The sequence below is a fragment of the Clostridium sp. MSJ-8 genome, from assembly GCF_018918325.1.
Classification (GTDB): Bacteria; Bacillota; Clostridia; order Clostridiales; family Clostridiaceae; genus Clostridium.
Map to the genome: position 1 here is coordinate 49,236 of NZ_JAHLQH010000041.1, position 22,661 is coordinate 71,896.

Sequence of the window (22,661 nt, forward strand, 5' to 3'; positions counted from 1 at the left end):
TATTTTTATACTAATCCACATTACTCCAATAACTTTTATTTGCTGTATATTTAAGTATTTTTTCCTTACTCATATTTTCATATTTCTTTCCTAATTTATTTGCAATAAACCTAACTCCAAAATTAGGAATAATCTTAAATAAGACCTTAAAATTACCTTCTTTAATTGCATTCTTTAGTACAAATTTTAATAATGCAAAGGCACTTTTATTAGAACCACAATCTATATATTCATTTTGTTTTAAAAATACAGCTTGATCAAAATACCTCTTAAATAAAGTTTTGTAGCTATAATTATGTGAATGTATAACTACTGAATCAGCACAGTATTTTATTCTATATCCATTATTTATTATCTTATATGCAATATACATATCCTCATTAGTTAATAGTCTTTTTCCGTCATATCCGTTTAATTTCATAAATACTTCTCTACTAATTGCAGAAGATGCATCAGAAAAGAAATATGTTAATATACCTAATTTCTCTACGTCATCTTTAGATACTACTCTACTGTTCTCAGGATAATTATTCATCCTGGTATATCTCTCTATTGACTTATCAACTGCAACTTGCTTAGAAAATGCAGCTTCGCATTTTTTAGCTTGTATATCTTTAGTTAAATTATACAACCATACATCACTATCTATTATTATATCTTGAGTAATGAATACTAGTATATCTCCACTAGCTTTATAAGCCATCTGTTCTCTAGTTAAACTATGAGAATACTCTTTTGGTGTAATAGTATTATATGTTGCACCAAGCCCCTCTAAAATATCTATACTAGAATCATCTTTAGTTTTTGTAACTACATACAATATTTCTTTAATATTTACTTTTTTTTGTTTTTTAATTGATGCATCTAAACTGGATATATATCGTTCTCCTTTATATATAGGACATATTATTGATATAGTCATACTAATATTACTGAAATAATATTATAACTTCAGTAATTCTCCCCTTTCTCATTTTTAGATTGATTAATTATTGAATTTCGTATCTCAAAGAAAAATCTTCCGCACTTAAAGTTAAATTAGGATTATAATATGGATCTCCCTTTTCTAAGAAATCTGCATATCTTTCTCTAAATCTATTAAATTCACCTCTGAATCTCTCTGCCTTAACTGGATCCTTAGAATCATCTCCTCTGCTTTTAGATTCATAGTGATATAATTCTGCATAAGGTGTCCAAACATTAACTCTTCCTGTTTGTAAAACTCTTAAACAAAAATCCACATCATTGTAAGCTACTTCAAATGATTCATCTAATCCATTTACTTCATCAAACACTGATTTCTTTACTAAAAGACAAGCACCTGTAACTGCACTTAAGTTTTGAGTTATTCCAAGTCTTAAGAAATATCCATAAGCTTTTTTAGTAAATCCTCTATGAGCATGTGCTGCTGCTCCTCCTAAGCCTACTATTATTCCACCATGTTGAATAGTAGAATCAGGATAATATAATTTAGCTCCAACACATCCTACATCTTCTCTTTGAGCCAATCCTAACATCTTAGTTAGCCATTCTTTATTAATTACTTCAACATCATTATTAAGTAAAAGTATATATTCTCCAGTAGCATATCTTGCACCAAAATTATTTATTGCTGAATAATTAAACCCTTTTTCCCATGTTACAACCTTTATATTGTTATATTTGTCTTGTATTTCTTTGTAATAATCAAAAGTTTCTTTTAACTCAGAATTATTTTCTATAACTATAATCTCATAATTTTCATATTCAGTTTTCTGTATTACAGACATTATTGTTCTATTAAGATCATCTATATGATCTTTTGTAGGAATAAGAATTGAAACCTTAGGATTACCTATTATATCATAATCAACTTCATATGTTCCTATATATTTACCATCTCTAACTGTTCCTTTTAGTCCTCTTACCTTTAAATCTTCACTTAGTGCTTTCTTTGCAGAATCATAGCAATACATTTTATTCTTAGGATTTCCAGCAGTTGAACCAGAGTGAACTCTCCACGAATATAATATCTTAGGAATATGATGTATATTCTTAGCCTTATATGTTGCTCTTAAGATGATATCATAATCCTGGCTACCATTAAAACCCTCTCTGAAGCCACCTATGCTATCCATTAAGTCTTTTCTGAAAACTGAAAAATGACATATATAATTGTAACTTCTAAAAGTATCTATAGCAAAATCTTGCTTGAAATGAGGATCAAATCTATGAGTACTCTTCTCGTTTATCTTGTCCTCATCTGTATATATAAATTCAATAGTTCTATCCTCATTTACTGCTTTTACAACTTCATATAACGCATTTGGTTCTAATAAATCATCATGGTCAAACAAGCCTATATAATCACCTGTTGCCATATGATAACATTCTTGAGTGTTTCCTGCAATTCCTTTATTTTCATCTAGATATTTTACTTTTACTCTTTTGTCCTTTTGAGCATAATCATCTAACATTTCTTTTATATAAGCTTCTCCAGAAGCACCATCAGCAATACATAATTCCCAATTAGAATAAGTTTGTTTAAATACTGAATCTAAAGTTTCTATCAACAAATGTTTAGGTGTTTTATATGTAGGTATTAATATGCTTATAAGTGGCTTGTATTCAAATTCATGTTCTCTTTGCAAATTTAATTCTTCTTCAGTAGGAAGGTTAAATTTTAACCATTGCTCATACGATATCTTTGAGCCTTTTAACTTCATTAATAATTTAGCAAAGAATTCTTTTAATCCATTTTCTTTTATATAAGAAGAAGCATTCCTAATATTATTTTTATTAATATTCTTTATTAATTTTCCACACATAGATATTGCTTTTTTTATCTTTTTAGGTATTCTCTTAATAGAATCTCTTATATCATAAAGCTTAACTAAGAATCTCCAACCACTTGAATTATATATTTTTCTAATTTCCTTTACATAGTTATCTAATTGTAGCTGGATATCTTTATCTACATCTTCATGATAGAACTTCATACATAGGTTATTCTTATTATCAGAACCAACCTGTACTTCTTCTCTTTCTTTTTCAATTATTCTTATAATTAATTCTTCTTCAAAAACTCCGTTTGTGTTTGGAAATTCAAAGTCATTCCAACCTTTTTCTATTGAATTAATAATCTGTTCTGCAACTAAACTATTACAAGTATTTTCATATATTTCAACCCTTAGTGGTTTTTTTTCATAAGCATATTCCTCGGGAAAATATATACTTAATTTCTTTATGTTGAAATCATTATATATAACTTTACATTCATATGCTTCGTCTTTTTTTATAATTATACTATTAGTTGGTTCTCCGCCTACTCTAAAAATCTCTATCTTATCTTGATTCTCGCTTTTCATAAAAATTAACCTTTCTCTATATAATAAAGTTTATTCTATTACATTCCATTCATGCTTTATATAAAACTTTCCTTCTGAAATGTATTCATTAGCTATAGTAAATGCCTTTACTGCTGTCTTATAATCTAAATTAATAATACTTTCATCTGTAAATATTCCTACATCTATTGTATATTTTCCTCCAAGAAGGGTCATACTTGGAATTCTATAAACTACCTTATGCCTACCATAAGTATTAGGTACTTCTGCTTTTTCTAGATATGTGTTTGGCCCAAATATGTATTCTCTATTAGGTGTATATATAGCAACTCCTAATAAGAATCCTTCTATCTTTTCTCTAAATACATCATAAGTAACTTCTACTTCAAAATCTTCAAATGTACTTAATTTTTCTTTATTTGTCTTAACATTAATAATCGCAGCTAAAGTATCTTCATCTAATGGCATCTTAAATGGTCTTAATCCATCAGCTGTTTTTTCTTCTTCTTCCATAGCTTCTTCATCAGAAGATGTATCATTTGAATTCTTAAGCCTTACATCTTGTTTATTATCTACATCTCCATATTTCATATAATCTTCGTATAAGTCAGCTATCTCGCTTGCAGGACCTTGTTCTTTTATCTTGCCATCCTTTATCCATATTGCTTTATTGCAGAATCTTTTTACCTGTTCTGTAGCATGTGATACGAATAAAATTGTTGTACCACTTTCTTTTAAGCTTTTCATTTTGTTGATACATTTTATTTGGAAACGTGTATCTCCAACAGCTAATGCTTCATCTACTATTAGTATGTCAGGATTAACATTTATAGCAACAGCAAATGCAAGTCTTGCAAACATACCACTAGAATATATTTTAACTGGTTGGTTAATAAAATCACCTATATCTGCAAATTCTACAATTGAATCAACTTTTTCATCTATTTCTTCTTTAGTACATCCCATCATAGTACCATTTAAATATATATTCTGAATACCAGTATATTCTGGATTAAACCCTGTTCCAAGCTCTAATATAGCAGATACTTTTCCATTTACCTCTATAGTTCCACTTGTAGGTGTTAGAACTCCAGTTATCATTTTTAACAATGTAGATTTTCCACAACCATTCTTACCCAATATTCCAATAGCATCACCTTTTTCAACCTCAAAACTTATACCATTTAGAGCACTAAACTCTTTATGATAGCTTTTTTTAGTTATTGAACAAGCTTCTTTTAATCTATCTATTGGATTATCATACATGTTATATCTTTTAACTAAATTATCGACTTTTATCATTAAACTCATTTGTATACCTCACTAAATAACATCAGAAAAATGTGGTTTTAATTTATTAAACATCTTTACTGCTAATAGTAACATAACTATACAGAATAACCAGAAATAAATTGTGTGAAATGGTCTATTCCAAAAGAATACTTTTTCAACAAATGTATCTCTATATCCTGTTACTATATAAAACATAGGATTAAGCTTAAATATCTTCTGTAATACCTCTGGAAGCATTGTTATATTCCAACCTATAGGAGTAGCCCAAAATCCAATATTAACAATTATATTTATAATTTGAGTTAAATCTCTAAAGAATAACACTACACATGATGTAAATACTGTAATAGAAAAAGTTAATACTATCATTGCAAATAAATAATAAAAAATTTGTAATGTATATAAATCAGGTCTAAAGCCATAACACCAACATACTATAAATAAAAATAATATAAAGAAACAGTGTACAAACATAGTTGATATTATTTTTATTATAGGTAATGTTTCTATCTTAAATACAACCTTTTTAACTAAATAACTATATTCCATAAATACATTAGTACATGAACTTAAAGCTTCTGAGAAAAAGAACCAAGGTATTATTCCAGCCATAAACCATAATATAAATGGATAATTTCCATCAACATCTGCTGATCTAAATCCTACTTGGAATACAAACCAATATACAGCAATTGTTATAAGAGGTTGAATAAATCCCCATATTACGCCTAAATATGAAGAAACATATTTTTGCTTAAAATCATTTTTGGCTAAATTAATTATTAAGCTCCTATTGCTTATTGAAGCCTTTAAAAATTTTATTGATTGTTTTAATCCCTTAAGGGAATAAGTAGTTAATAATCCTAATGTAAATGATAATATAACAAGAACTACATTAACATAAACAGGTCTTCCATTTATATCTTTAGTTATCGTATCAAAATCAGGTATTACTACATAAGGATCTTCTGAATTGCTATCTACTATTTCCTCACTACCTTCAATAGTCATATCAACATCTGAATACTCCATTATCATATTATTAAATTCTTCTAATGATATTTTCTTTGAACCTTTTCTAGATACACTTATATTTTTTATATTTATCTTTGTTACTCTATTACCAAAATCTATTCTTATATTTTTTGCTTCTATAGGAATCCAAAAAGATAATTTTTCATATTTTCCTTTACCTTTGTAAGTTTCATTTTCTCTATTTTGCTCACTCCAAGCCTCAGAACCATCTGTATCATAATAAATTGAAAATTGATCAGTACTATCAGTTTTAACTTCCATAGAAATCTTAAATTTTTCTGTTTGATTAGTATAATAAAAATTAAATAATCCAGCCAAAACAACAAAAACAACTATAAAAGCTAATAAAAACCCAGCTTTTTTCTTTTTATTTTTCATTTCTTTACCTTCCTATTTTTTAGTATGCATTCTTGTTAACAAATCCCTTTATAAAAGTTAATATAATTATTTTTACATCAAATATAAAACTCCAATTCTCTATATAATATATGTCACATTCAACTCTCTTCTTTATAGATGTATCACCACGCCATCCATTTACTTGAGCCCATCCTGTTATTCCTGGTCTTACTTGATGTTTAACCATATATTTAGGAATTTCATCTTTGAATTTTTCTACATATTGAGGTCTCTCCGGTCTTGGGCCTATAAGACTCATATCACCTTTTAATACATTAAAAAACTGTGGTAATTCATCTATACTAGTCTTTCTTATAAATGTTCCCACTTTAGTCTTTCTAGTATCATTCTTAACTGTCCAATTCTGCTTTTCTTCGTCTGGATCTTGCACCTTCATACTTCTAAACTTATACATTATGAAAGGCTTTTTATTAAGCCCAATTCTCTCTTGCTTAAATATTACGTCTCCCTTAGATGTTAATTTAATAAGTATTGCTACAATTAACATAATAGGTGATGCTAAAATCAACGCAATTAATGAGCCTACAATATCCATAGTTCTCTTAACAAACCTATTTACTATATTATCTAAAGGAATATATCTCAAATTAATAAGTGGCACTCCACCTATCTCTTCTACATAAGGCTTTGCAGGAAAATATTTTGTATAACTAGGAATTATCTGTGCTCTTACTCCCATCTTCTCACAAGCTTCTATTATATCCTTTAACTTATCATATTCCTTCATCTCTAATGTAATAATTATTTCTTCAACATCTCTATTTTTTTCTAAATATTCTTCTAACTCATCTATTTTGCCTAAATAAGTTAATTCTTCATATTTAGTTTTATAATCATCAAAGATACCACAAACACTATAACCCCAATGTTTATTTTTCTTTATTAAGTCATAAAATTTATCTGTACTGCTACTATACCCTATAAACACAGTGTACTTCTTGTTATATCCTTTTTTTCTTAGCTTTCTTAAAATCTTTCTAAAAGCGACTCTCTCTAATGATGTTAATATAGTTGATACTATAAAAAATATAAATAAAAATCTTCTTGAATAATGAATCTGTCTAGTTATAAATAATACCCCTATAAAAACTATAATTCCAATCACATTAGATACAATTATATTCCATATTTCATTACTTACAAACATCATTCTTTCACTATTATATAGTCGTTTAAAATTGTAAATAATCAAATACACAGGTATCATTATTAAAAAAGGAATTAAAAACTCCTTAAAACTTAAATGCCATTCTTCTAATTCTACAAGTCCACTAGCAACTCTAATATACCAAGATAATAAAAAAGCAATCACTAATGTCATGCAATCTATAAGCATAGCTATTCTATTAATAGCTTTTTGATTTTCTTTTATCATTTTGCTATCCTTTCCTTTACAAGCTTAAACATTCCTTTGAGTAGTTCTATTTCAATTTTTCTATACACATATCCATTATTATTTAATCTGATTTTATTTATATTCTTTTTATTCTTTAATCCTTCTATTACTCCAGATATATAAGTCTTTCCATAACCCTTTATACTAAAGAATATTGCTTTAACAATTATGCCTAATAATATAAATATAAAATTTATAATAATCTGCCATAAAGTCATATTTTTATGAATAAGATATATATTATTTCTCGAAGCTAATTTAACCTTAAAATCATTATACTTACTTCCACTTGTAGCACTTCCAATATGATATACCTTTGCTTCAGCACAATAATAATTCTTATATCCATATACCTTAGCCCTATAAGATATGTCTACATCTTCCATATAAGCAAAAAAGTTTTCATCAAAATATCCAATTGTATCAAAAACACTTTTTCTATATATAGCTGCTCCTGCACATGCTGAAAATACTTCTCTAGATGTTAAATAATCAGTATCATCATGGGCACCATCACCTATCTTTTGCTCCCAACCTAGAGCTGTATAGAAATCACCTGCATCATCTATAATATTTCTATTATCATATCTAAGCATCTTGCTACAACAGGCAAATATCTTATCGTCTGATGATATACATTCCACAAGTTTCTCTAACCACTGTGGTTGTAATTCTGTATCATTATTAAGTAAGGCAACATAATCACACTTACTCTCTTTTATTCCTCTATTTACTGCAACACTAAAACCATAATTCTTATCCATTATTATTGTTTTTATTTTATCACCATATCTACGTATTATATCCATACTATTATCATGGGAATCATTATCAACAATAATAATCTCATCAGGTTGCATTGATTGTATCATTATACTATCTAAACATTTCTGTAAATATCTTTCTCCATTATAATTGGGGATTACAATAGAAACACTCATAATTATCTCCAATCTTCTTATAATTATTCACATTAAGGAATGAAGCATACCCTTCATCCCTTAAGCTATTTTCTAATATTCAAATGGTGAATCTAATTCTTTTAATGTTTTATGAACTTTATCTTTTTCTGATAGAATGATATTATCTATTCCTTCTAATGGCCATTCTATTGCTACATCTGGGTCATTCCACATCAATCCACCTTCTGCATCTGGTGTGTAGAAATTAGTACACTTATATGTAAATACAGCTTCATCTGATAATATTAAGAATCCATGTGCAAATCCTTCTGGAATATAGAATTGTTTATTATTATCTTCTGTAAGAATTACTCCTTCATATTTTCCATATGTAGGTGAACCTTTTCTTAAGTCTACAGCAACATCATATACTGATCCTTTAGTAACTCTTACTAACTTACCTTGGGTATTTCTTGTTTGGAAATGTAATCCTCTAAGGACTCCCTTAGTAGATTTAGATTGATTGTCTTGAACAAATTCCATATCTAGTCCTGCTTCTTCAAATTGTTTCTTATTATATGTTTCCATAAAGTATCCTCTATTATCACCAAATACCTTAGTTTCTATTACATATACTCCTTCTATACTTGTCTTTATAAAATTAAAGTTTCCCATTATTTTCGCTCCTATCATGTGATATTTTACTTTTTTATGATATTATTATTAATTATGTTTGTCAAACTTCAACCATAATAGTTAAATTTTCATATTACAATTAAGCATTAACATTTAAATTTTATCATATAATAATATTCATGTAAATTTCATTTACTGTATAAACAAACCCCATTAAGAAAATAAGTCTTAATGAGGCTAATTATTTTATTTATACATCTTTGAATAATATTCTTGATATTGTCCTGATGTAACATTATCCATCCATTCTTTGTGATCTAAATACCACTTAATAGTTTTAACTATTCCAACTTCAAATGTTGTTTCAGGATACCAACCTAATTCTTCTTTTATCTTATCAGGTGCAATACCATATCTTCTGTCATGACCTTTTCTATCATCAACAAATTTCTTTAAGTTTTCAGTTACTTCACTATCTACATTTTTATTAATGTAATCTATAACTGTATCTACTATTTGTATATTAGTTCTTTCATTATGTCCACCAACGTTATATACTTCTCCTAGTCTTCCATTATTGATTACCATATCTATAGCCTTACAGTGATCTTCAACAAATAACCAATCTCTTATATTCATTCCGTCACCATATATAGGTAAATCTTTATGTTGTAAACAGTTATTTATTAATAATGGTATTAATTTTTCTGGGAATTGGAATGGTCCATAGTTATTTGAACATCTTGTAATATTTATAGGCATCTTAAATGTATCTCCATATGCCTTAACCATTAAATCTGATCCTGCTTTACTTGATGAGTATGGGCTATGAGGATCTAATGGTGTAGTTTCATAAAAATATCCTGTTTCTCCTAATGAACCATATACTTCATCAGTTGAAACATGTAGGAACTTAACTCCTTCTTTCCAACCATTTTCTTCTGTAAACCATGCTGCTTTTGCACAATTTAATAGATTAACTGTTCCTAAAACATTTGTCTTTGCAAATATTTCAGGTTCTCTTATACTTCTATCAACATGTGACTCTGCTGCGAAGTTAACAACATAATCAAAATTGTGTTCTTTAAATAATTTTGTCACTAATTCATTATCACAAATATTTCCTTGAACAAATATATGATTAGGATTATTTTCTACTTCTTTTAAATTTTCTAGGTTTCCTGCATAAGTTAATGCATCTAAATTTACTATCTTTATGTCATTATACTTCTTCATCATGTATAATACAAAGTTTGAGCCGATGAATCCAGCTCCTCCAGTTACTAAATATGTTTTCATAATAAACTCCTTATATATATATTAATTATTTTTAACATTCTTCATAAATGTTTCTATAGCTGTCTGCCAATCTCTCATTTCATTTCCAACTGTTGCTCTAAGCATCATATTATCTAATGATGAATAAGCCGGTCTATCAGCTGAATTAGGATATTTTGCCTTATATTCCTGAGAAGTACATGGATTAACAGTACAGTTTTCTCCAGATAATGCTATTATCTTGCTAGCAAAATCATACCATGAACATTCTCCTTCACCTGTACAGTGATATACACCATATTCATCAGTCTTTATAAGTTTTAATATATGATATGCTAAGTCATTTGCATTAGTTGGATTACCTCTTTGATCATTTACAACAGTAATTGAATCATTTGCTTTTGCTAATTTCATCATTGTATATACAAAATTATGTCCATTATATCCATAAAGCCACGCAGTTCTTACTATATAATATCTAGAACAGAAATCTCTTACATATTGTTCACCTAATAATTTTGTAGTACCATAAGCACTTACTGGTTTAGTTTCATCGAATTCTTTACGTGGTGCTGCTGCATCTTCACCTGAAAATACATAATCTGTAGATACATGTAATAATTTAGCTCCAACTTCTTCACATGCAATAGCTAAGTTTCTAGGTCCTATTGCATTTACTTTAAATGCAGCATCTAAATTAGATTCACATCCGTCAACATTTGTATAAGCAGCACAGTTAACAACTACATCTGCTTTAAAATCATTTATGTAACTTCTAACAGCATCTAAATTAGTTATATCTAATTCATCAACATCAACAAATTCTGTTTTTGCATTGTTTAATTCTATAGGGCCTATTTCTGCTCTTCCAGTTTCAATTATTGTTTTTATTTCGCTAGCTAATTGACCCTTTCCGCCAGTAATTAATATATTCATATTCTACCCCTTTTCTATCTATTTTCTTTTGACTCATTAACAATATCTATAAGATACTGTCCATATCCTGTCTTTTTAAGTGGTTCTGCAAGTTCTAATACTTTGTCAGATGTAATCCATCCTTGTCTAAAAGCAATCTCTTCTAAGCAAGCTATAAATGTTCCTTGAGTACTCTGAACAGCTTCTACGAAGTTCGATGCTTGTAACATTGATGAATGAGTTCCTGTATCTAACCAAGCCATACCTCTTCCAAGAAGTTCTACTTTTAATGTTCCTTCTTGCATATATGCTTTATTTAAATCTGTTATTTCTAATTCACCTCTAGGAGATGGTTTTATATTTTTAGCTTTTTCTATTACAGAATTATCATAGAAATATAATCCAGGAACTGCATATTTTGACTTCGGATGTTCTGGCTTTTCTTCAAGAGATAGTACCTTGCCATCCTTATCAAATTCCACCACCCCAAAAGCTTTAGGATTTTGAACATAATATCCAAAAACATAGGCACCTTTATCTAAGCTAGCTGCCTTTTGTAAATTCTTAGAGAAGTTTTGTCCATAGAATATATTATCTCCTAATATCATAGCTACACTATCATTACCAATAAAGTCTTCACCTATTATAAATGCTTCTGCTAAACCATTAGGTTTTTCTTGTACTGCATATTCTATGTTAAGTCCAAAGTTTGATCCATCTTCAAATAATTCCTTAAATGTTACTATATCTCTAGGTGTAGAAATAATAAGAATATCTCTTATTCCAGCAAGCATAAGTACAGACATAGGATAATATATCATTGGTTTATCATATATAGGTACCATTTGCTTCGACATAGCTCTTGTTACTGGATATAATCTAGTTCCAGATCCTCCAGCCAAAATAATTCCTTTCATAATTACCACCCTTCTAAAATCATTCTATATATTTAATAAATATAATTTTTTATTCTAATTTTTATTTTACTTAGATATTATACCTTATTATGTGCTTCTTGTTAAGGTTTTAATTATATTCTCATACTTTGACTTATCTTTTAAAAATACTAAATATAGATTTTTTTGCAGATACTTCTTCACCCTTAAAATATACATCTTTATCATTAAGCATCAAATTTCCATTATTCTCAAAGTCTATAATAGTTTGTGGATGCTTTTGCTTAACTATATCTATACACTCTGACATATCAGTTATTCTGCTCACATTACTATGTGCATCTGATCCCAAGAAACTGTAAACTCCACTATTTAAAAATGTTTCACAAGTCTTCTTAACATCTTTTCCAAAATATCCTTCTATACTTGCTGAATTCATCTGAAATAAAAATCCTTCTCTAGTAAACTCATTAATTAATGTAGGATTTTTTATAAAAGCTCTATATCTCTCAGGATGAGCTAGTATAACTTTTACTCCTTGTAACATCAATTCATATAACACATTAAGAGAATTAGATTCATACTTTTCAATTGGTAGCTCTACTAGCATATATCTAGTATTATTAATAGTTCCAATTAAATTTTGTTTGTATTTTTCTATTATATCTTCATAATAATATACTTCTTGCCCATGATAAATCTCAATACCTATATTATAAGGTTTTATTATTTCTCTCAACTTTTCTACCATATCTATAGTTTTACTATAGGTTGCGAAATTATAGTGTTTATTATAATGAGGAGTTGCTACAATCTTAGTAGTTCCTGATCTATATGCTGTTTTAAGCATACTTTTTGTAATTTCTATGTCTTTTGAACCATCATCTACATTAGGCAAAATATGCGAATGAATATCTATCATAATTCTATTAGTCTACCTTTCCAACTCCAGATAATACTACACCTGGATTATGTTCTAGAGCCCAACTTATTCCCCAATCATTTTGGAATATTAATAAATTTCTATCTCTTAAATCTTTTACCTTCTTAGTATCTGATGTAAGGTTTAATGTTTCAGGATCAACATCTTCGCTTTCTATCCATCTAACATATCTATATGGAAGTCTTTCCATCTTTATATCAACACTATATTCATTCTTTAATCTATATTCTAGAACTTCAAATTGAAGTACACCCACTACTCCAACTATAATCTCTTCCATACCTATATGAAGTTCTTTAAATACTTGTATTGCTCCCTCTTGAGCTATTTGAGTAATTCCTTTTATAAATTGCTTTCTCTTCATTGTATCTACTGGTCTTACTCTAGAAAAATGCTCTGGTGCAAAGGCTGGTATTCCTTCGAATTTGAATTTCTTGTTAGGAGAACATAATGTATCTCCTATAGAGAATATACCTGGATCAAATACACCTATTATATCTCCTGCATAAGCCTCTTCAACAATTTCTCTATCCTGAGCCATAAATTGTTGAGGTTGAGCAAGTTTAACTTTCTTGCCTCCTTGCATATGCATAACTTCCATACCTTTTTCAAATTTACCTGAACATATTCTCATAAATGCAATTCTATCTCTATGTGCCTTGTTCATATTTGCTTGTATCTTAAATACAAATGCTGAAAAATCTTCATCAAACGGATTAATCTCTCCTATTGATGATTTTCTAGGTAATGGAGCTGTAGTCATTTCTAAGAAATGCTCTAAGAAAGGTTGAACACCAAAGTTAGTTAAAGCTGATCCAAAGAACACAGGTGTTAATTCTCCTTTTCTTACTTTTTCTAAATCAAAATCATCTCCAGCAATATCTAATAATTCGATATCTTCCATTAATTTATCATGTAATGCAGATCCTAATATATCTCTAAACTTATCATCATCTACATCACCTTCAATAGCATTTACTTCTGTCTGACCATGATCTCCTCCATCAAATGCTATTATTCTCTTATTATCTCTTTCATATACACCTTTAAATTCTTTTCCAGAACCTATAGGCCAGTTCATTGGATATGTCTTTATACCTAATTCATTCTCTATATCATCTAATAATTTAAAAGGATCTTGTGCTTCTCTATCCATCTTGTTGATAAATGTAAATATAGGAATTTCTCTAAGAGAACATACATGAAATAATTTTCTAGTTTGATCCTCCACACCTTTAGCTGCATCAACAACCATTACAGCTGAATCTGCTGCCATAAGTGTTCTATAAGTATCTTCAGAGAAATCTTGGTGTCCTGGAGTATCTAATATATTTATGCAATGATCTGCATAATTAAATTGCATTACTGATGATGTTACAGATATTCCTCTTTGTTTCTCTATTTCCATCCAGTCTGAAACAGCATGTTTAGATGCCTTTCTTGCTTTTACTGAACCTGCAAGTCTTATAGCACCTCCATATAATAGGAACTTTTCTGTAAGTGTTGTCTTACCTGCATCGGGGTGAGAAATTATCGCAAATGTTCTTCTCTTTTTTATTTCATTAATATAATCAGACAAGTGTTTTTCGTTATCAAGAAAATCAATAAAAATAACTAATTATCTTTATTATGTTACTATTTTCTGATAACTCTCTCCTTTCTTATTTATTATATCTTACGTTGTAACATATACGTTTTTATTATTTTCTGTAATAAATCTATCTAAGGTTTACAAACCTCATAATTACTTTCATTTGAATAAAAATCCTTATAAATTATATCATACAAATAATATAATAACTATCCTTAATAGTTATTATAATTCATAAAACTTGGTAAAAGCAGTTATTGTATAATAATTATCTATTGTAGTAGCCAGTTCTCTCACTGAATGCATTGCAACTAACGGTGCTCCCATATCTATAACTGGAATAGCTAATTCAGCTGCCATCATAGGTCCTATTGTTGTTCCTCCCCTTAAATCTGATCTATTTACAAAAACTTGATATGGTACCTTTGCTTCTTTACATACCGACTTAAATATTGCAGAAGAATAGCCATCTGAAGAATAACTTCCAGAAGCCGCAAGCTTAAGAACTGGTCCTTTAGTTAAAATTGGTCTATTAGTAGGATCATGTTTTTCACCAGAATTAGGATGAACTGCATGTGCCAAATCTGCTGATATCATAATAGAATTTGCTAATATATTATAAAATTGTTCTGTATTCTTGCCTAATGCTATAGCTATTCTCTCTAGTATAGTTTTTATAAATGACGATCTTGCTCCTTGCATAGTAAGACTTCCTATCTCCTCATTATCTATTGCAATAAGGACTTTTGTCGTAGCATCATTATTGCTATCTTCTAATGCCTTCAAGCCATCAAATACCATCCATAAATCATCTAATCTTCCTGCAGATATAAAATTATCATTAGGACCCATAAGTCTTCCTTTATCATACTCATATAAAAATAAATCAAAATCTAATATATCCTCTACATTTATATCTGCATCTTCTGCAATAAGTTTTAATAAATAATTATCTTTTTCAAGTGTATCGTTAATAATATCCACTAATGGCAATGTATCCTTTTGTTTATTTATAGCATAACCTTCATTAACATTTCTATTCATATGAATAGCCAAATTAGGTATTATTACTAAAGGTTTATTTATATCAATTAATTTTGATTGGGGTCTAAGAGGAGAATTTCCCTTAAGCACAACTCTTCCAGCTATAGCTAATGGTCTATCAAACCATGTATTTAATATTGGGCCTCCATATACCTCTGTATTAAGCTTAAGATAACTACCTTCAGATATCATTTCTGAATTAGGTTTTATCTTAAATGTTGGTGAATCTGTATGAGCTCCAATTATTCTGAAACCTGAATCAGTAATTTCTTGAGTTCCTATTTTAAATGCAATTATTGCTGAATCGTTTTTCTTAACATAATATTTGCCTCTAGCTTCTATCTTCCATTCTTGATTTTCATATAATCTTTTATATCCTAATTTATCTAATCGTAATGAGATATTCTCTGTAGCTTGATATGCTGTTGGACTTTGATTTATAAAACTTATTAACTCTTGAGCTAATTCTAATTCTCTATTCATAATTTTAATTCCTCCTCTTTACAACTGATAATCTATGAAGTGCTCTTGTGCACATTATATATTTTACTAGGTCTGAAGTTTTTTCATTATCATCTAGAATAATTACTCCATCAAATTCTAAACCTTTTGCATAATATGCTGGAATAAGTACATTTCCACCCTTATAAATCATATCGTCATTATCAAATGAAACAATTTTAACTCTTTCTTTTAATAATGTAGATATACTCTGCATATTATCTTTATTATCTATAATAACAGCTATACTCTCTAATCCATCCTCTTCATAATCCTCTATAAGAGATATTATAGTTTCAATCATATCTTCATCATTATTAACATCTTCTACAAGCACTTTCTCGCCATTTCTTACTAACGGAACTATAGTTTCTTCCTTTAAGAACTTACTTGCATATTCCATAATCTGCTGAGTTGATCTATAACTCTTATTTAGCTTATAATTCATTACCTTATCACCAAAGACTTCCTCAAGTGTTAATATTGCTGGCTTTTCATCTGTTGTAATAAGTCTTTGATTGCTATCTCCAACTATTGTAAAACTTGTGCATCCTGTTAATTCTCTTAACACTAAGAATTGCAACTTAGAATAATCTTGAGCTTCATCTATAACTACATGCTTTATTTTATTTTTTACCTTCTTACCATCTAACATTATCATTAAATATAATATTCCTGATAAATCCATATAATTAAGCATATTTACTTTAAAAAGCCTCTTGTATAATTCTACAATGTCTTCATGTTTAAGCCAACTATCCAATACCTCTCTAGCATTCATTACTTCTCTGACAACTTCTCTTATCTTCAACCTTCTTCTAAACTCTAAATTAACTCTGTCAATTTCTAGCTGTTCTTCACTTAAACTTTTTACCTGTTCTCTAAATTCATTATTTATATTTCTTACACATTCATCTCTTTTATCTTTTATCTTAGATGTAAGTATTCTTCTTATCTTTTCACTTCTTCTAAACAATGGCATATATCCATAATATTTTGTGAATAATTCCTTTATTTCCTCTAGCGAAACAATCTCTTCTCCAAAGAACTCTACATTTCTTATCTTAAAATAACTATTATTTAATTCCTTTACTATATCATTTAAATCACTTAAATATTTATCACTAGACTTATATCTATAGTCTTCTATGAAATCCTCATCTCCTTGCATAGCTTTCTCCATATATTCAGAGAAAGTGATAAACTCTTCATTTAAGTTAATTTCTCTATAAGCGAAATTCTCAAAAGTAGATTCACTTACTCCAGATTCACCAAGAGTAGGTAATACCTCTGATATATAATCCATAAATATATTATTAGGCCCTAATATTAAAACTTTATCTCCAAATTCTTTTCTATAGTTATATAGAAGATATGACACCCTATGAAGAGCTATAGTAGTTTTTCCTGAACCTGCAACTCCATTTACAACAACAACTTTATTTCGAGGTGCTCTTATTATCTCATCCTGTTCTGATTGTATTGTCATAACTATATCTTTTAATGTACTAGATGAATTAGCAGTTAAAACCATCTGTAATATCTCATCTTTTACATCTATTGCCGAATCAAATATTCCCTTTAAGTCGCCTTTCTTTACTATTATTTGTCTTCTTCCTAATATATTAGCTTCTATAGGTCCTTCAGGAGAAATATATTCTGATTTTCCCAAGACACCTTTATAAAACAAACCTGCTATAGGCGCTCTCCAATCAATTACTATTGGTTCATATGTTTCCTCTAAGGTAACTCCAAATCTTCCTATATATATATCTTCTACTCCTTCTTCTTCTTCACTAAATGTAATCTTACCAAAGTAAGGAGATTCCTTTAATATTGAATATTCCTTTAGCTTTTTATCTATAGTCTTATATGCCTCTTCTTTAACATAAGTTTCATGATCAAAATAATCTATTATTTTATCTTCATCATCTTTATATTCCTCTACATATTTTTTTCTAGCATCTAAAATATATTCTGTAATATATTTTCGCTTTGTTATGTAATTAAGTATTTCTTTATCTAATATATTTAATGTTTCTTGAAGCTTACCTTGTTCCATTAAAAATTCCAAATTATTATCCAAAAAATCACTCCTGACAATTAAATAACTAATGCAGGATAATATAATATACCCTGCATCAATCCTCAATAATTTATTATTATTCTTATTCTAAAGCCTCTGATTCATCTATCTCTTTCTTATCTACCTTAGGCTTTTTAAGTTCTGGATACTTTTCACATACCATTTCCATAAATTCATCACCAAATAAAGTTTCTTTTTCTAATAGCACTCTAGCTATCTTATCTAATAAATCTCTATTTTCATTCAAGATACTTCTTGCTTTTTTATGTGCTTCACGAACTATCTTAACTATTTCTTCATCAATCTTTGTAGAAGTTTCTTCACTACAATTTCTAACAGCTCTTCCATCTAAATACCTATTCTGTATTGATTCTAATGCTACCATATCAAATTCATCTGTCATACCATATATAGTTACTATACTTCTTGCTATACTTGTTGCTCTCTCTATATCGTTTGAAGCACCTGTAGATATTCTATTAAATACCTCTTCTTCTGCAGATCTTCCACCTAACAGAACTGTTATTTGATTAATTAATTCTTCTTTAGATTGTAGATACTTATCTTCCTCTGGCAATTGCATTGTATATCCTAGTGCTCCCATTGTTCTAGGAACTATAGTTATCTTGTGAACAGGATCGCTGCCTTTTAGTAATGCTGCAACAAGTGCATGCCCAACTTCATGAAAAGCTACTGTTTCTTTTTCTTGTTTTGATAGTATTCTATCTTTCTTTTCTTTACCTGCAATTACAACCTCTACAGCATCTCTCAAATCTTCTTGAAGTACTGCATTTCTACCATGTTTAACAGCTCTTAATGCTGCTTCATTAATTATATTAGCAAGATCAGCACCTACTGCACCAGGAGTACCTCTTGCTATTTCAACCAAATCAACATCTGCATCTAAACATACATCTTTTGCATGTACTTTTAGTATAGCTTCTCTACCCTTAAGATCTGGTCTATCAACTATTACTCTTCTATCAAATCTACCAGGTCTTAGTAAAGCCTTATCTAATACTTCTGGTCTATTAGTCGCAGCTAGTATTACTATTCCTTTATTGGAATCAAAACCATCCATCTCTGATAATAATTGATTTAAAGTCTGCTCTCTTTCATCATTGCTCTGCATCTGATTATCTCTGCTCTTACCTATAGCATCAATCTCATCTATAAATATTATACAAGGTGCTTTTTCTTCTGCTTCCTTAAATAATTCTCTTACTCTAGATGCACCTACACCAACAAACATTTCAACGAAACTAGATCCTGCTAATGAGAAAAATGGTACTTTTGCTTCTCCTGCAACAGCTTTAGCTATAAGAGTTTTACCGGTTCCTGGAGGTCCAACTAATAGTGCTCCTTTTGGTAACTTTGCACCTATCTCTGTATACTTAGACGGATTATTAAGATATCCTATAACCTCTTCTAATGATTCCTTAGCTTCTTCTTGTCCTGCAACATCCTTAAATGTAACACCTATTTCATTTTCGCAGTAGACTTTAGCCTTATTTTTAGATATTGAACCAATACCTCCACCCATTTTGCCAACAGCTTTAGATAGTACAAACTTCCAGAAGAAAAATAATATAGCTATTGGAATAATCCAACTACCTAATATATTCATCATAAGAGATGTTCTCTCATCCTTACCGCTAAATTCTATATTCTTCTTCTCTAATTCTGGAACTAACTCATCATCTGAAACTCTTATAGTATATAAAACATCACCCTTATATTCACTATTCTTCTTAGAATATATCTCTATTGTGTCACTAGATATCTCTACCTTCTGTACTGCATCATCTTCTATCATTTGTTTAAATTCACTATATGAAATCTTCTCAGTATAATATGTATCTCTAAGTACATTAAACGTCATAACCAAACAGAAAATCAAAGTAAAATATAAAAATATTTGTGATTTGCCTTTATTGTTATTATTATTATTGTTCATATTATTAGGTTTCTTATCATTTATGTTATTATTCTTCTTCTCTTCATTCATTAATATACCACCTCTTTTTCATCTTATAATCTTTAACTTTCTATGCTTTACTTAAGAAGTCCAAAATCTTTAAAAGGATATACCCTAAGCACTGCTTTTGCTTCAATATCATCCTCATCTACATATGGAGTCTTAACCCACTTTCTACTATCATTAGATACAGGTCTATTATCTCCTAAGAAAAAGTATTTACCTTTTGGGACATCATATTCGCCTGAAAATGTATCATTATAAACAACATAATCTTGGTTTATCTTTTCACCATTAACATATACAACGCCTTTTTCTATCTTAACATTGTCACCAGGACATCCTATAAGTCTCTTTATATATGTGTCTTTATTTTCTCGAGAATAAAACACCACTATATCACCTGTTTTAAGTTTCTCTGGGTTATATACTCTTGTTACAAATAATTGATCTCCTTTATTAATGGTAGGTACCATTGATGTTGATGGAATATATACCTTGTATATCAAAAATTTATTTATAAGAACAGTTGCTATAACTGCTATAATTATACATATAGCCCATTCCTTTATTCCATTAAATATTTTTTTCTTTTTATCTTGTTTTGTATTTTCCATAATCTCCATATATACCTCCATATTTTAATGCCTTTAATTTATATAATTTTCTACAGAGTAAACAATTATTTTATAACAAATTATCATATAATATCTTATAATTAATAGGTTTAATTAAGTATATCACACTTAAGTTGTGAATAAAAATTAATATTTATTACAAATTAATAATATTTTTATTGATTTGTTCCTCTATACTTATCCATAAGCGCCCCCATAACTTCAGCTCCAGATGGTGGTGTATATGTGATTGCATTAGCTCCTGCTTCTATTGTTCTCTGAATGGATTCATCAGTAGGACCACCAGTTGCCATGATAGGGAATTCTGGATATTTCTCTCTTATCATCTTAACAATTCTAGGAGTATCTCTACCAGCAGAAATATTCAAGATTGTTGCTCCAGATTTTATTCTTCCGTCAACATCATCTTCATCTGAAACTATTGTTACTATAACAGGTATATCTATAGTATCATGAATTTTTCTTACTATTCTATTGTCTGTAGGCGCATTAACAACAACTCCCATAGCACCCTTAAACTCTGCATCAAGAGCAAGGTTAACCACTCTCTTGCCTTGAGTAATTCCACCACCTACTCCACAGAATATAGGTACATCTGCAGCCTTAATCAAAGCTTCTGTTATAAGTGGTTGTGGTGTAAAAGGATATACTGCAATAATAGCATCTGCATTTGTATTTCTTATTATTGCTACATCTGTTGTAAATAATATAGATTTAATTCTCTTTCCAAAAATCTTCATTCCACCACAAGTTCTGATTATTGGTGGAACCTCTATAACATGACTTCTAAGTACTCCTTTTACTTCAGGAATAAACTTACTCTTCTTCTCCATATAGGTACCCCCTTTAATTTCACATTTCTAACTATTTTATTATACTCCTATTTTAGTAGTAACTAAAGCACTACCTCCACACTTTTATATAATTCTATTCCTTCTCTAGTAACTTTACAGGAGTATGCCATAATATCCACCTTCTCCTTGTAAGCAAGTTTAAGTGCTTCAGAAAACTTAGGATCTGTTTCACTATTAGGTGAGAAACTTTTTACATCTTCCATTTGAATTAAAAATAAAATCCCTGCACCCTTACCTGATTTCTTTGCTTCTATTAATTCCATTATATGTTTAGTACCTCTTTCTGTAGGTGCATCTGGGAATTTAGTGTGTCCTTCCATTTCTAACGTAACGCCTTTTACCTCCAAATAATACTCTCTAGCATCATCATCTATTAATTTGAAGTCAAATCTGCTATTTCCATAAGTCTTTTCTGTTAAAACTTGTGAGTAACCTTTCAAGTTATCCACAGCTTTATTAAGCAATGCTTCTTTAACTACCTTATTAGGAATTTGTGAATCTATAGAGATTAACTTTTCTTTTTTATACACTGCAACTAAATCATATTTTGTCTTACGTGTTGGATTTAATTCTTCTCTAAGTAATACTGTAACTCCAGGTATCAACAGTTCTCTGCACCTTCCTGTATTAGGAACATGAACTATTATATTATTATTATCCATATCTACTTCTGCATTAAACCTGTTAGGTCTATTTATAAATTTAGCTTCAAAAATATTTTTATTATATAACATACTTATCCTCTCACAAACATACTTATCCACATTATTCACATAACTTTTCCACATACATGTGAATAATTTATGTCGTATTTTTTCTTTTTCTTATCTTTGTCGAATAAGATTTTATCTTATTAATTTACATTTTGCAACTTACTGTATATTGTTGTCAATATTTAAAGTTATGCTTATATATTGTGTCAATACCTT

At 29.0% G+C, this 22,661-nt stretch carries 18 protein-coding genes; all 18 read right to left on the bottom strand.

What is annotated here, in order from left to right:
* Positions 1–10: 10 nt before the first annotated feature.
* The 18 genes from KQI77_RS08835 to sfsA all read right to left on the bottom strand — a co-directional run bounded on the left by KQI77_RS08835 (position 11) and on the right by sfsA (position 22,466).
* Positions 11–922 (bottom strand): glycosyltransferase family 2 protein, encoded by a 912-nt coding sequence (locus KQI77_RS08835; protein WP_216390065.1) that lies wholly within the window; start codon positions 920–922, stop codon positions 11–13.
* 67 nt (positions 923–989) lie between these two features.
* Entirely contained in the window at positions 990–3,347 is a 2,358-nt protein-coding gene (locus KQI77_RS08840) for a glycosyltransferase (RefSeq protein ID WP_253289405.1), read from the bottom strand.
* A 30-nt stretch (positions 3,348–3,377) separates the two neighbouring features.
* Complete coding sequence (locus KQI77_RS08845) at positions 3,378–4,637, bottom strand: ABC transporter ATP-binding protein (RefSeq protein WP_216390066.1); 1,260 nt, start codon at positions 4,635–4,637, stop codon at positions 3,378–3,380.
* A gap of 12 nt (positions 4,638–4,649) precedes the next feature.
* Positions 4,650–6,032, bottom strand: a complete 1,383-nt coding sequence (locus tag KQI77_RS08850) for an ABC transporter permease (RefSeq protein ID WP_253289406.1) — start codon at positions 6,030–6,032, stop codon at positions 4,650–4,652.
* A gap of 19 nt (positions 6,033–6,051) precedes the next feature.
* Positions 6,052–7,449, bottom strand: coding sequence for an undecaprenyl-phosphate glucose phosphotransferase (locus KQI77_RS08855; RefSeq protein WP_216390067.1), 1,398 nt, complete (start codon positions 7,447–7,449; stop codon positions 6,052–6,054).
* Positions 7,446–8,411: a glycosyltransferase family 2 protein gene (locus tag KQI77_RS08860; protein ID WP_253289407.1), complete on the bottom strand. Its 966-nt coding sequence runs from the start codon at positions 8,409–8,411 to the stop codon at positions 7,446–7,448. The genes KQI77_RS08855 and KQI77_RS08860 overlap by 4 nt, the downstream gene beginning before the upstream one ends.
* Positions 8,412–8,483: 72 nt before the next feature.
* On the bottom strand, positions 8,484–9,047 hold the full coding sequence (gene rfbC / locus KQI77_RS08865) for a dTDP-4-dehydrorhamnose 3,5-epimerase (protein WP_216390068.1): 564 nt from the start codon (positions 9,045–9,047) through the stop codon (positions 8,484–8,486).
* 207 nt (positions 9,048–9,254) lie between these two features.
* Positions 9,255–10,307 (bottom strand): dTDP-glucose 4,6-dehydratase, encoded by a 1,053-nt coding sequence (gene rfbB / locus KQI77_RS08870; protein ID WP_216390069.1) that lies wholly within the window; start codon positions 10,305–10,307, stop codon positions 9,255–9,257.
* 21 nt (positions 10,308–10,328) lie between these two features.
* Positions 10,329–11,222 (bottom strand): dTDP-4-dehydrorhamnose reductase, encoded by an 894-nt coding sequence (gene rfbD / locus KQI77_RS08875; protein WP_216390070.1) that lies wholly within the window; start codon positions 11,220–11,222, stop codon positions 10,329–10,331.
* Positions 11,223–11,236: 14 nt separating this feature from the next.
* Positions 11,237–12,118 (bottom strand): glucose-1-phosphate thymidylyltransferase RfbA, encoded by an 882-nt coding sequence (rfbA, locus tag KQI77_RS08880; RefSeq protein WP_216390071.1) that lies wholly within the window; start codon positions 12,116–12,118, stop codon positions 11,237–11,239.
* A 133-nt stretch (positions 12,119–12,251) separates the two neighbouring features.
* Positions 12,252–13,019: a tyrosine-protein phosphatase gene (locus KQI77_RS08885; RefSeq protein ID WP_216390072.1), complete on the bottom strand. Its 768-nt coding sequence runs from the start codon at positions 13,017–13,019 to the stop codon at positions 12,252–12,254.
* A 7-nt stretch (positions 13,020–13,026) separates the two neighbouring features.
* Positions 13,027–14,619, bottom strand: a complete 1,593-nt coding sequence (locus KQI77_RS08890) for a peptide chain release factor 3 (protein WP_216390073.1) — start codon at positions 14,617–14,619, stop codon at positions 13,027–13,029.
* Between the two features lie 237 nt (positions 14,620–14,856).
* On the bottom strand, positions 14,857–16,158 hold the full coding sequence (locus KQI77_RS08895) for a M18 family aminopeptidase (protein ID WP_216390074.1): 1,302 nt from the start codon (positions 16,156–16,158) through the stop codon (positions 14,857–14,859).
* Positions 16,159–16,162: 4 nt separating this feature from the next.
* Positions 16,163–18,262: a UvrD-helicase domain-containing protein gene (locus KQI77_RS08900; RefSeq protein ID WP_216390075.1), complete on the bottom strand. Its 2,100-nt coding sequence runs from the start codon at positions 18,260–18,262 to the stop codon at positions 16,163–16,165.
* 82 nt (positions 18,263–18,344) lie between these two features.
* On the bottom strand, positions 18,345–20,219 hold the full coding sequence (gene ftsH / locus KQI77_RS08905) for an ATP-dependent zinc metalloprotease FtsH (RefSeq protein WP_216390171.1): 1,875 nt from the start codon (positions 20,217–20,219) through the stop codon (positions 18,345–18,347).
* A 98-nt stretch (positions 20,220–20,317) separates the two neighbouring features.
* Positions 20,318–20,857 carry a signal peptidase I gene (gene lepB, locus KQI77_RS08910; protein ID WP_216390172.1) on the bottom strand — a complete coding sequence of 180 codons (540 nt, stop codon included), beginning with the start codon at positions 20,855–20,857 and terminating at the stop codon, positions 20,318–20,320.
* Between the two features lie 176 nt (positions 20,858–21,033).
* Entirely contained in the window at positions 21,034–21,711 is a 678-nt protein-coding gene (locus KQI77_RS08915; RefSeq protein ID WP_216390076.1) for a hydrolase, read from the bottom strand.
* A 62-nt stretch (positions 21,712–21,773) separates the two neighbouring features.
* Positions 21,774–22,466, bottom strand: coding sequence for a DNA/RNA nuclease SfsA (gene sfsA / locus KQI77_RS08920; RefSeq protein ID WP_216390077.1), 693 nt, complete (start codon positions 22,464–22,466; stop codon positions 21,774–21,776).
* Positions 22,467–22,661: the final 195 nt, after the last annotated feature.